Below are 12,385 nucleotides of genomic sequence, written 5' to 3'. Positions count from 1 at the left end.
CGTGATCAATCTTCATCTTTGAGGTCGAGAATCCGCGCGGTCTGCGCGTCGATTTCGAATTCAAGCCGGCGGCCGTCCTTGCGCAGAACATAGATCTCGTAGATTGGCCGGCCATCTTCATACTCGAACTCGATTTCGACGATGCGCCCTTCCAGCTTTGGGGTCACCCGCTTCAGGATTTCGGACAGTGAGAGGATCTCGCCGCGCTCAATGGCTGCGTTCAACCCGGCGCGGTCCTTGCGGTCGTCATCGTGATCGTCGTCGCTGGCATGCGCTGGCGCCGCTGCAAACAGGCAGAGAACTGCAAAAACAAACCGGATCATGCGCGCATCATCGCTTTCCCAAGATGACAATTCGCTGACAGCGGCGATCAGCGGACTGTCATGCTGGCTTTGCGAGAAAGGCGTTGTCAACGGGCATTAGCCCATACACTTCCAAAGGAGACACGCCATGAAGACCCCTCTTATCATTGCTACCCTGATTGCCACCTTTGCACCAGCCGCAGCTTTTGCCACGGATGACTGTCCGAGTGTGCCGCGCGACCAGTGGCTCAGCGTTGCCGCCATTACCGCCAAGGCCGAGAAGCTTGGTTACAAGGTCCGCAAGGTCGAGGTCGATGACGGGTGCCTGGAAGCCTATGCAACCGACAAGGCCGGCAAGCGCGTCGAGATCTATTTTCATCCCGGCACCGGCAATGTCGTGAAGGTGAAGGCAGACGACTGATGGCAGCGGCCAAGGCTGCAATGGAAGCTGGCGATAATGCATCGCCGGCGACCATCCTGGTGTGGGACCCGCTGGTCCGAATTTTTCACTGGTCGCTGGTGGGCCTGTTCGCCTTCGCTTTTCTCACAGGCGATGAGCTCAAGACCCCGCATGAAACGGCAGGATATGTGATCACCGGTTTGATTGCGGTCCGCGTGGTTTGGGGGCTGATCGGATCGCGATACGCCCGGTTTTCGTCCTTCCTGAACCGGCCCTCCACGGTCGCTGGTTTTATCGGCGACACGATGCGGATGAAAGCCCGGCGTTACCTCGGCCACAATCCGGCCGGTGGACTTATGGTGATCGCATTGATCGCCGTCATCGCGGTGATCTCGCTGACCGGGTACATGATGACAACTGATGCCTGGTGGGGTGTCGGATGGGTTGAAGACCTGCATGAGGCGAGCGCCTTTGCCGCCCTTGGTCTGGTGGCCCTGCATCTGTGCGGGGTGATCGTTGCCAGCTTCGAGCATGGTGAAAACCTGGTCCGGGCCATGGTGACGGGGCGTAAGCGCGCTCCCGGACCAGAGGATGTGGCCTGAGCCGGGTGGACGAAAGCCGATTGCCGAATTGGCGTGCACCTGCCCCTTTGCGCGCCGGGCGGCCTGCCGGTTCTGTTGATCAGAGCGGCGGGCCGCTTTTTTGTCCTTTGTCTTGTCTCGGACACGGGGCTCGTGCAAGCTGGACCGTGCGTCAGACAGGATCCGGGGCAGACAGGATCCGGACATGGGGGCAGGGCAGTGGATTTGATCGGGAACCGCAGCAGAGACCGGATTGCAACAGGCGATCGGGTGCAGAGCGCCCTGGTGGAACGGGCGCGCGCGCTCGATCCGCTGCTGACGGTGGTTGTTCACCCCTGTGATGCGCTGAGCCTCGGTGGCGCGCTTGCGGCGCGCGACGAGGGTATGATCACGCCGGTGCTGGTCGGCCCGAGGGCCAAGATCCAGGCTGCGAGCGAGACAGCCGGGCTTGATCTCACCGGGCTGGAGATCGTGGATGCGCCGCACAGCCACGCAGCAGCCGAAGTGGCCGTGGCGCTGGTGCACGAAGGGCGCGCCGGTGCGCTGATGAAGGGCAAGCTGCACACCGACGAGCTGCTCTCGGCGGTGCTCGACAAGGCCAAGGGGCTGAGGACCGAGCGGCGGCTTTCCCATGTCTTCGCGCTCGATGTGCCGGGGCAGGACCGGACGCTGTTTGTCACCGATGCGGCGATCAACATTTCGCCCGATCTCGAGGCGCTCAAGGACATCGTGCAGAACGCCATCGACCTGGCCATCGCGCTGGGGGTGGAGGTGCCGCTGGTGGCGCTGCTCTCCGCGGTGGAAACGGTAACCAGCAAGCTGCCCTCGACGCTGCTCGCCGCGGCGATCTGCAAGATGCATGACCGTGGCCAGATCGTTGGCGGCAAGGTCGACGGGCCGCTCGCCTTCGACAACGCGATCTCGCCTGCCGCCGCGGCCGCAAAGGGCATTGTCTCGGACGTGGCGGGCCATGCCGACATTCTGGTGGCCCCCGATCTTGAAAGCGGCAACATGATGGCGAAGCAGCTGATCTACCTCGCCGGCGCGTCGTCAGCGGGCATTGCGCTCGGCGCCCGCGTCCCGATCATGCTGACCAGCCGGTCGGACACCGTGGATGCCCGCATCGTCTCGGCCGCGCTGGCCAAGGTGTTTTACCACTGGCGGCGCGAGCGGCCGCTGGAGGTGCCGGGTTAGGGGTACTGGGTGCTTCCGCCGGTAATGGGCGAGATGGAGCATCGGGTTTGCGGGTGATGACGGGCCGGTATCGGCGCCGGAATGGAGCTTCGATCGGGAGTCAACCAATGCCAGCTGTCCGTCTTTGTCTGCAGGCGCTTCGTAGCGGGGGAGATTTCTGTTTATCGGGGCTTTCTGGCTCGAACTGCGTCTTCGCGAACACTAAATTAAATACTTCAAATTAGATATATGTTGGGAACCGTCTGTTTGCAGTTCGGCATATGGTTTCGAGGGGAGAATGCAAGCTCATGGTCGTTGCCGATACGCTCAAACGAAACAATGTCAATGTCATTGGGGATGGTGACAGGACGCTGGTCATGGCGCATGGATTTGGTTGCGACCAGAATATGTGGCGCTTTCTGACACCGCATTTTCAGGACCAGTTTCGGATCGTCCTGTTTGATTATGTCGGGAGCGGAAAATCCGATCCCAAGGCCTTCAGCCTCAAGAAATATTCCGTTTTGGATGGATACGCACAGGACATCATCGATGTCTGTGAAGCTTTGGAACTGACGGGCGTTACTTTCCTTGGTCATTCGGTCAGCTCGATGACCGGAATGATCGCCGCGCTGAAGGCTCCCAGCCTGATCGCCAAGCTTGCCATGATCTGTCCCTCGCCATCCTTCTTGAACGATCCGCCGCACTATTATGGCGGATTTGAACGCGACGACCTCGAAGGTCTGATCGACCTGATGGACAGGAACCACATTGGGTGGGCCAATCACCTTGCGCCCCTCGTCATGGGAACCAGTGGCGAGAACATGGTGGCGGAATTGACCGACAGTTTCTGCTCCACGGATCCGGTTTTTGCCAAGACGTTTGCAAAGGCAACATTCTTCTCCGATTGCCGCCACCTTCTTTCGCGCGCACAGCAACCCACGCTGATCCTTCAAAGCGCCGAAGACGCGCTGGCCTCTGTCTCGGTCGGCGAGTTCCTGCAGGCGCAGATGCCCAATGCAAAAATGGAAATCATCGAGGCAAATGGTCATTGCCTGCATATGACCCATCCCGATCAGATTGCGCCTTTGCTGCTGGAGTTTGCGCGTGGATAGGCTCGAGCGTAGCGATCTGGTTGATGTGGATCATTTTCCCTGCGGCTGCCTGGTCACCACCATGGATCGCAAGGTGTTGTTTGCAAACCAGTATTTCCGCGATTATCTTGGTTGGGACCCGGCTTCGCTGATCGATAAGCCCATCAAAACGGTGTTTAGCCGCGCATCACAATTGTTTTGCGAGAGCTTCGTCATCCCGACCACAATGCACCAGGGACGATGTTCCGAAATACTGCTCTATCTGTTGAACTCGCGTGGCGAGCAGGTGCCCATGCTGGCCAATGTGCGTTGCGTGCCCAATGATACCTTGACCTGGGTGTTCGTGGAAGCCGACAACAGAAACAAGCTGTTGCAGAAACTGGAGGCCACAAGGTACGCCCTGGAGGAGCAGCGTGATCAACTCGATCAATTATCGCGGACGGATTCACTGACCGGCGTTTCCAATCGTCGTGAACTGGAGGCGGTCCTGGAGCGTCTGTTCAAGGAAGCTGACAGGTCTGACCAACCCTTGTCGCTGCTGATGATGGATATCGACAATTTCAAATTGATCAATGATTCCTACGGGCACGACGCAGGCGACCAGGTCCTCTGCGCGCTGGCAAAGGTTCTTCAAAGTGTCTGTCGGGAAACGGACGTCGTTGCCAGGTTGGGCGGCGACGAATTCGTCTGCGTCCTTCACGATACGGATTTGAGCGGTGCGCAGGTGCTCGCCGATCGGATAATGGCAGCGGTATCGAAATCTGCGGACGCGCCTTGCGCCTACACTGTCAGCATAGGTATTTCCGGTCGAACAAGACTGTTTTCCGCAAGTTCTGGCGATGTTCTGAAATTCGCCGACAAAGCGCTGTACGACGCCAAGGCCGGTGGCCGGGACAGAACCGCTGTGCAGTTGCCAGCCTACATGCAACGACCCGGCCGGAATGCTGTGCGTCACGCCTCATAAGGCCCCAAGGCGCGAACTTGTGCGACCGACCGGTTCCCATCATTGCTGAACATTTGCGCCTGCCGCCGCCACTGGCGGCTTTCTCCTACAAACCATCAGGTTGGAGATGACCGGCTTGGGGGCACGCATCTGTCGGCCCTTTGTTCTTTGCGGTCAGGAGAAAGTTCCGTTTGGCCGGTGGAAGAGCCGTGCGCCGCTTGATGCAGCTGGTCCGGCGGACAGCGTGGGCGAGCTATCGGCGTACCATTGTGCTTGTCGTGATCATGTTGGTCGGTCCCGGTATTTCATTGTCTTTACCGAAACCAGCAATCCACACAGACTCAGCATGGCCGACCCTTCCGTGTGGCGACTGAAAGGCGAACGTTCCGGGGACAGCGACTCCGATTTGGCCAATGGCAACTCGCTTCCCCCTGCTTGCCGTCTCCGGCATTTCCCAGCCAGCGGCATCCGCGCCATCCCCCAGCTCACCGCATCAACAGCACAGGCGCCTTGCAGGATCTGAGCATCTCACTCGTCGTCGAGCCGATGACGAAGCTGCGGATTCTTGAGTGGCCGTAGGCGCCCATGACCACGATGGATGCGCCTGCTTCCTCGACGCGGGCGCCCAGGACCTCGTCGGGCTGGCCGGCGAGGATCTTGGTTTCCACTTCGAGGCCTGCGCCGTTGAGGATTGCGCTTGCGTTCTCAAGGCCCTTTTCCGTCTCGCGGTTCTTCTGTCCGACGGTGATGACCTCGATGGCGAGGTTGGCAAACAGCGGATTGCGGGCGACATGATCGACCACGCGCTGGCTCGAGGCGCCGCCATCATAGGCGATGATGGCGCGGTCGATTGGCTTGAAGGCGCGCGAGGCGACGAACACCGGGCGGTGGCTGGCGCGAACCAGGCTTTCGAGATGCGAGCCCAGCCGGAGGCTGGCGAAATCGGCTTCCTCGCCGCGCTTGCCGATCATGATCATGGCCGCGCGGTTTTCCTGGGCCTGAACGGTTTCGATCAGTTCCCCCTGGCGCAGATGGGCGGCGGTGACGCTCTGACCTGCGGTCTCGATGATCTCGCGGGCGTCATCGAGGATCGCGCGGCCCTTCTGGCTCAGCAGTTTCGAGCGCTGTTCATCGAGTGCAGAGAGCTTGTCGAGCAGCGCCGAGCGTGCGCCTAGCGCGATGGAGCCTGAAAGGTCCGAGTTTTCCGCACCGCCCAGGCGGTCGAGCACATGCATCAGTTCGACGCCGGCGCCCATGCGCTCGGCAGCCCAGGCGGCGTGATCGCAGACGCTTTTCGAGTAGATGGACCCGTCAACAAGAGCGAGAATGGTGTTGGTCATGGCGGGGTCCTTCATCAGTGCGACATCAGCTTGTCCATCGCGCCCGGCTTGTCGTGTATGGCCAGCCGGTCGACGATGGTTTCGGACGCTTCGTTCATGCCGATGATCTCCACCTCGGCACCATCACGGCGGAATTTGAGCACCGCCATATCGAGGGCTGCGACGCTGGAGATATCCCAGATATGGGCGCGGGACACATCGATGACGACCTTTTCGAGCACTTCGCGGAAGTCGAAGGCCTGCATGAAATCATCGGCGGAGGCGAAAAACAACTGACCTTCAACGATGTAGGTGCGGGTGCGGCCATCTTCCGACAGCGTCGAGCGGACGCCAAACAGCTGGGAGATCTTCCAGGCGAAGAAAATGCCCGAGAGCAGCACGCCGACCAGAACGCCGATGGCGAGATTGTGGGTGAAGACCACAAACAGCACGGTCGCCAGCATCACCACCGAGGACGAGCGCGGATGGGTGCGCAGGCTTTTCAGCGAGGACCAGGAGAAGGTGCCGATCGAGACCATGATCATGATGGCGACGAGGGCCGCCATCGGGATCTGCGCGACGGAATCGCCCAGAACGACGATGAAGAACAGCAGCATGGCGCCGGCGACAAATGTCGAGAGGCGTCCGCGGCCGCCGGATTTCACATTGATGATCGACTGGCCGATCATGGCGCAACCGGCCATGCCGCCGATGAAGCCGGTGGCGGTGTTGGCGATGCCCTGGCCGACGCATTCCATGTTGCGGTTCGAGCTTGTGTCGGTGAGATCGTCGACGATCGACTGGGTCATCAGCGATTCAAGCAGGCCCACAGCCGCCACGGCGACCGAATAGGGCAGGATGATCCAGAGTGTTTCGAGGTTGAGCGGAATGTCGGGGATCAGGAACACCGGCAACGTGTCGGGCAGGGCGCCCATGTCGCCGACGGTGCGCAGGTTGTCGAAACCGAAGAACCACGTGATGGCGGTCAGCACCACGATGGTGACCAGCGGCGAGGGGATGGCGGTGGTGATCAGCGGGAACAGGTAGATGATGCCAAGGCCTGCCGCCACCATGACATAGGTGAGCCAGGGCACGCCGATCAGTTCGGGCAATTGCGCCATGAAGATCAGGATCGCAAGCGCATTGACGAAGCCGGTCATCACCGATTTCGACACAAACCGCATGACATAGCCGAGCCGGGCGATGCCGGCGGCGATCTGGATCAGGCCGGCGAGCACGGTGGCTGCGAGCAGATATTCAAGCCCGTGCTCCTTGACCAGCGTTACCATCAGCACCGCAGTTGCCGCGGTGGCGGCCGAGATCATGCCCGGACGGCCACCGACGATGGCGGTGATCACGGCGATCGAAAACGAGGCATAGAGGCCGACCTTGGGGTCGACGCCGGCGATGATGGAAAAGGCGATGGCTTCGGGGATCAGGGCAAGGGCGACGACAAGTCCTGAAAGGACGTCGCCGCGGACATTGCCGGTCCATTGCGCGAGATAGCTGTTGAACGAGATCATGGGAAATTGTCGTCCTGTCCGTTGGGAGGCGGGAGGGTCGGTAAAGAACCGGAAAACCGGAATTCTGCTGAACAGGTTGCCGGCGCGGCGCCGGAACTGCCAATGGGTCTTGAACCCGGTGGGGTCTGTAAGTTGCCGTCTCGTTACAGGTATAAGCCCGCAATGCCAAGCGACGCGCGGGCAAAAAGGCGGGTAAAATTGACTGGCTGTTCTGGCCCTGTTGTGAAATCGGCGGTGACGAGGTGCTTAGGCCGTCAGGTCATGGATGTGCACCTGGGGGCAGACCGTGCGGGCGATGTCACAGAGATGGCGGTGATGGGTGAGGTAGATCACCTGGCCGACACCGGCCATTTGCGCAAACAGGCGAAAGGTCTCTTCGGCGCGGAAATCATCAAAGGTTTCCATGATGTCGTCGGCAATGAAGGGCACGGTGGGGCGCGACTGGGCAAATTCGTGATAGCCGGCAACGCGCAACGCCAGGTAAAGCTGGAACCGCGCGCCCTTGGACATTTCGCTTGCCTGTTTCGAGCCGCCATCCGCCGTGAGAGCGATCAGCAATTCGCGGTCCTTGTCCGGCTGGGCGGCGAGACCGGTGTAGGCACCGCGGCTGATGGTCTTGATGGCGTCGGAGGCGCGCGCCATCATGGTCGAGCGGTGATGCTCGCGGTAGAGCGTGAGCGCCTGCTCCATGGCGAGAACGCCGCCTGACAGCCTGAGGTAGTTTCCAGCCCCCTCGGCAATGGCCTCAAGCGTGGTGCGGCGGCGCTGCTCGATGCGGGCCACGGCATCATCGCCGCCAATGGCATCGAGCGCTTCCCGGGCGCGCGAGCGGGCGGCGTGGAGTTCCTGCACATCGGTGTCGAGGGTCTCGAGGTCCGCCTCGATATCGCGTTTTTCCTGATCAAGGGCCGCGCTGTCGGCGTCCTCCAACGCGGCAAGGGCCTCATCGATCGAGGCCGCGTTGAGGGTCTCGCAGAGTTGCCGGTCGAGCGCTTCAAGCCGGTCGCGAAGTGCGCGGCGTTCGCCTGACTGGCGGACTTTTTGAGCGGCATCAGCCAGGTCTTCCGCCTCGAGAGCCGCAAGCAATTCAGCTTTAAGTGTCTGGTGCGCGGCCATGGTCTCGGCATGGGCGCGTTGCTGCTCAAGGGTTTCCTCGCGCCGGGTTGTCAATGCCTGGTGCTGCTTTTGAGCCGCATCGGCTGCCGCATATCTTTCCGCGAGGCGATGGGCGAGATGGGTGGCGGACATCCCGTTGGCGTCGATGCCTGCCTCGGTGGCGAGTGCGGTGACTGCGTTCTCATAGTCGGCCTGATCGCGCTCCATCTTGGTGATGCGGTCGCCCAGGCCCGCACGCTGCTTGAGCGCCGGGCCGAGTTCGGTGAGCAGGGCGAGGATCTCGCGCACCTCGTCGGGTACCGGCATCTGGTCGCGTTCGCCGAGCCAGGATTTTGCGCAGATCTCCTTCCAGGCGATGACCCAGGCTTGTGCCTGTTCCTCGGCGTCACGCAACTCGGTTTGCCGGCGCTCGAGGTCAAGGCGCGCTGCGGTTTCCGCCTGGAACAGGCCCGTGAGCCGCGCTTCGCGGCTGATCAGCGTTTCGGCACGGTCGACCAGTGAGTCAAACCCATCGTCGCTGGTTGCCCTTTCCCCCAGGGCAGAGAGTGCTTTGGAAAGCCTCTCATATGAGGCTTCGTGGTCTTGCTGCGCGGCTTCGACCTGCCGCTCGCATTGCTGGAGCTGCTGTTGAGCCTCGAGGGTTTCGCTGCGGCGGCGGAGCCAGTCCTCAAGCATTCCGGGCGACAGCTCCATTGCGTTGTCATCGAGAGCCGGAGCCATGGCCGTGATGCGGGCAGCCCATTGCGTGGCCAAGGCGCCGGATTGGTCGGCGAGCTTTTGCCGGGCTGTGAAGGCGCCGTCGAGATCGGCACGGGCCGTTGCGGTCTGCAAGGCGATTTCGCGCAGCTTGGCCGCATCGGCGTGGAAGGCCAGGTGCCGTTCAATCGCGGCGTCATAGTCTGCCATTGCAGTTTCAAAAGCCTCGGCGGTGGCTTTGGACAGACCGGACTTGTGCTGCTCCCAGGCCTCGTCGCGCCGGGTGCGCAAATTTGCGAGCGCATCGGCTGCGGGCAGATCAGTCGTCTGGGAGATGGTGTCGCGCTCGGCCTCCAGTCTGCGCAGGAGGCTCTCGATCCGCGCAATCTCGTCATCCAGCCGCAACTTGTTGCGGGCCTGATCCTCAAGTTCAGCTTTCCATGCAGCGATCTGGTCCGCATGCGGAGGGATCATCGCCTGCAACCCGGACATCCCGCCGGTCCAGGGCGCGAGAGATGCCAAAAGCGCATCGCGCCGGTCGCGCACCATCTCCAGTTCGCGTTGGGCCGCCTTCAAGCGGTGGCCACGATCCTCGTTGCGCGCCTTGGCCAGCGCCCGGGTGAGGTCCGCAAGCTGGCTTTGCCATGTTTCGGGCGTCGCGCTGTCCGCAGGATTTGCCCCCTCGGGCAGGGATGCGAGCGTTTCCTCGTGCCGTGCCTCGGCATCCCTTGCTTCTTTCTTCGCCGCCAACAGCCGGGCATCGATCGCGCTGCGCTCATTGATGCGTTCGTTCAGTGCCGCTGTTGTTGCCGCGTCGAACAGCAGATCCTCCGCGTCAGGCTGATCACGGCGTCCGAGACGGATCAACAACTGGCCGATTTCCGCGTTGCTGTCGCCGAGCGTCAGTCTGAGCTTGGGCACATCCTCAAGCGCCGTGGCGTGGCGGGCCTGCAATGTCTCAAGCTCGGTCAAACGATCGCGCATGGAAAGAATAGTGTCATCGATCCCGATCCCGCCCAGTTCCTGATCCAGCCGGACAAGCTGTTGTTCGAGCGCATCCGCACTTGCCTCAAGCCGTGCCTCCTGCTCACGCAGCCTTACGATCTCGTCGGCGCGTTCGGGCGGGGCATCGGGGGTGCCGTCATACTGCTCCAACCGGGTTTCAAGATCTTTGCGCTCGGCGACACGCGGAAGGGCGCGGAGAACTGCGTCCACAGATTGCAGCCGGGTGCGGAGCTGGCGGCGTTCGCCGTTTGCTTCGGCATGGCGGGCGGTGGCTTCGGAATGAGCGGTGGTGAGGCGGGCGTGATCGCTGGCCTGGGTGTCGAGGGTGTCGCGTTCAGCCTTCAGCACCGCAAGCTGGGCTTTGAGATCGGCCAGTTCACCCGAGCGGGCGCGGTACTTGTAGAACCCTTCGGCTTCCGCGCGGATTCTGACCAGTTGCTGCGAGAGATCGCCAAGGCCGGCGCTTGCCGAGAACAACAATTCGCCCAGATCGCCGCGGCTGGCGAGAATGCTCTCGCCGCCCTGTTCGAGCGTCTCGTCATCGAGCGAGAACATGGTCCGGTAGCTCTCGCGGTCGAGCCCGCTGAGTGCGGCTGTCAGAGTCGTTTCCGGTATCGGCTGGCCGCTGGTGTCTAGCAGGCTGTTTTGCGGACGCTTGATCCGGACGAACTCGCGCGCCTCCTCCCCAAGCTCCACCGCTGCGCCGATCTGCATGGTCGGGTAGGGGTGGAGGAAATTGTAGCTGCTTTGCGCGCCGATCCCGAACAGGAGGTCGAGCCAGGCATTGAACAGGGTCGATTTTCCGGCCTCGTTGGGGCCGTAAATCAGATGCAGATCAGGGGAACCGGCGCTTGGCCGGCCGAAGTCGATCACATGGTCGGTGAATTTGCCGTAACGGGTGAGATCGAGCCGGTTGAGCCGCATCAGGAGGCTCCGTCCGAGGAACCGGTGCGCAGCCGGGCAAGCACGTCGGCCGCGCCGTCTTTGCTGAGGTCCTGGAGTGTTTGAGCGGATTGATCCTCGGTGCTGCCGAACAAATCGCGCAAGTCCGTGGGCAATTGCGCCTGGAGCTGTTCGGCGAGCGCCTTGTAGGCCAGATTGAACCCTTGGGATTCGAGCACGCGGTCTGCGATCAGCGTTTGCAACTCGACCAGCGGATCAGCGCCTGGGGATGCCGTCGCACCGGGGGGCTGGCAATCGAGCTCAAGTTTCTCGGCCCAGACGGATCCGATGCGGCTCGCGCGCTCCTGGGTTTCGGCGAGCAGCAGATCGGCGTCGCGGCGCATGCGCCAGGCAAGCGGGGTTGTTCCGGTCAGTTCCAGCCGAACCACCAGTTCCGGGGCACTTGCGTCTTTGCGGGCCTGTTCGAGGCCGGCGCTGATTGACCGCACAAGCTCTTCCCACTCTGTGCTTTGGCTGGCGTCGATCCGGACCCGCTGGAACTCGGCCAGCGCCAGCCGCTTTTCCTCAAGCGTTACCGTTTCATCGTCATCGATCGAAACCAGCGTCACCGATTTCGGCCCGTCCTCATTGATGTCGCGGCCCTGTGGAATGCCCGGCATGACGATGGTGCTTGCGCCCTCGATCACGGCGCGCTTGTGGATGTGACCAAGTGCCCAGTAATCATAGCCGGTGGCATGAAGTTCGGCGGGGCTGCAGGGCGCGTAGGGGTCGTGGCCCGGCGCGCCGCCAAGGCTGGTGTGCAGGATGCCGATGTTGATGGCGTCTGCGACGGCTGGCTTGAAACGCGGCAGCAGGCTTTCGGGTGCGGTCGGGTCGGAAAAGCTCAGTCCATGGATGGCAACCGGCTTTTCGCCGGGGCCCCGGTCGATGGTCACGCATTCCGCGCGTCCGCCAAAAAGCTTGACGGTGTCAGGCAACATCAGCTCCCGGGTGATCCTGGAGAGGGAGTCATGGTTGCCGCGAATGATGTAGGTGGCAATGCCCGCATCTGCCAACCGGCCCAATTCACCGGCGAGAAAGCGGGCGGTTTTCATAGAGGTTTGCTCGCCGTCATAGAGATCGCCCGCAATGACAAGTGCATCGACCTTTTCATCCAGGCACAGATCAATGATCCGGCTGAAGGTGGTCCGGGTGGCGGTTCCGATCAGATCAGCCAGATCCGGATCGCGCAGCGCCAGTGACCTGAGCGGTGAGTCCAGATGAATGTCGGCGGTGTGGACGAAGCGGAAAGCAGTGATCGAAAAGTCCTCCGGGTTGGCCCGGAGCAGTCAAG

At 61.8% G+C, this 12,385-nt stretch carries 10 protein-coding genes; 5 read left to right on the top strand and 5 right to left on the bottom strand.

Features of this window, described 5'->3' with window-relative positions; translation table 11 throughout:
• Positions 1-5 precede the first annotated feature (5 nt).
• Positions 6-413 carry a PepSY domain-containing protein gene (locus HPDFL43_RS14030; RefSeq protein ID WP_007198025.1) on the bottom strand — a complete coding sequence of 136 codons (408 nt, stop codon included), beginning with the start codon at positions 411-413 and terminating at the stop codon, positions 6-8.
• Between the two features lie 37 nt (positions 414-450).
• Here HPDFL43_RS14030 and HPDFL43_RS14025 point away from each other — a divergent pair, with 37 nt between their 5' ends.
• From HPDFL43_RS14025 to HPDFL43_RS14005, 5 genes are all read left to right on the top strand, one after another.
• Positions 451-723 (top strand): PepSY domain-containing protein, encoded by a 273-nt coding sequence (locus tag HPDFL43_RS14025; RefSeq protein ID WP_007198024.1) that lies wholly within the window; start codon positions 451-453, stop codon positions 721-723.
• The gene (locus HPDFL43_RS14020; protein ID WP_007198023.1) at positions 723-1,304 is read left to right on the top strand and encodes a cytochrome b/b6 domain-containing protein; all 582 of its coding nucleotides are present in this window, start codon (positions 723-725) and stop codon (positions 1,302-1,304) included. The genes HPDFL43_RS14025 and HPDFL43_RS14020 overlap by 1 nt, the downstream gene beginning before the upstream one ends.
• A 249-nt stretch (positions 1,305-1,553) precedes the next feature.
• Positions 1,554-2,477 (top strand): bifunctional enoyl-CoA hydratase/phosphate acetyltransferase, encoded by a 924-nt coding sequence (locus tag HPDFL43_RS14015; protein WP_007198022.1) that lies wholly within the window; start codon positions 1,554-1,556, stop codon positions 2,475-2,477.
• A gap of 287 nt (positions 2,478-2,764) precedes the next feature.
• A complete protein-coding gene (locus HPDFL43_RS14010) occupies positions 2,765-3,568 on the top strand; it encodes an alpha/beta fold hydrolase (RefSeq protein WP_007198021.1) in 804 nt (267 codons plus the stop codon).
• 61 nt (positions 3,569-3,629) lie between these two features.
• Complete coding sequence (locus tag HPDFL43_RS14005) at positions 3,630-4,511, top strand: sensor domain-containing diguanylate cyclase (RefSeq protein WP_156970279.1); 882 nt, start codon at positions 3,630-3,632, stop codon at positions 4,509-4,511.
• A gap of 464 nt (positions 4,512-4,975) precedes the next feature.
• On the opposite strand, the gene HPDFL43_RS14000 is transcribed toward HPDFL43_RS14005, so the two are convergent.
• The 4 genes from HPDFL43_RS14000 to HPDFL43_RS13985 all read right to left on the bottom strand — a co-directional run bounded on the left by HPDFL43_RS14000 (position 4,976) and on the right by HPDFL43_RS13985 (position 12,284).
• Positions 4,976-5,830, bottom strand: a complete 855-nt coding sequence (locus HPDFL43_RS14000) for a universal stress protein (protein ID WP_040450234.1) — start codon at positions 5,828-5,830, stop codon at positions 4,976-4,978.
• Between the two features lie 14 nt (positions 5,831-5,844).
• Positions 5,845-7,332, bottom strand: coding sequence for a SulP family inorganic anion transporter (locus HPDFL43_RS13995; protein ID WP_007198018.1), 1,488 nt, complete (start codon positions 7,330-7,332; stop codon positions 5,845-5,847).
• 246 nt (positions 7,333-7,578) lie between these two features.
• A complete protein-coding gene (locus HPDFL43_RS13990) occupies positions 7,579-11,073 on the bottom strand; it encodes an ATP-binding protein (protein ID WP_007198017.1) in 3,495 nt (1,164 codons plus the stop codon).
• Positions 11,073-12,284 (bottom strand): metallophosphoesterase family protein, encoded by a 1,212-nt coding sequence (locus HPDFL43_RS13985; protein ID WP_342586395.1) that lies wholly within the window; start codon positions 12,282-12,284, stop codon positions 11,073-11,075. Before HPDFL43_RS13985 ends, HPDFL43_RS13990 begins: the two co-directional genes overlap by 1 nt.
• Positions 12,285-12,385 lie beyond the last annotated feature (101 nt).

It is taken from the genome of Hoeflea phototrophica DFL-43 (assembly GCF_000154705.2).
Taxonomy (GTDB): domain Bacteria; phylum Pseudomonadota; class Alphaproteobacteria; order Rhizobiales; family Rhizobiaceae; genus Hoeflea; species Hoeflea phototrophica.
Note: the sequence above shows the minus strand (reverse complement) of the source record. Positions and strands in the feature narration are given on the sequence as shown.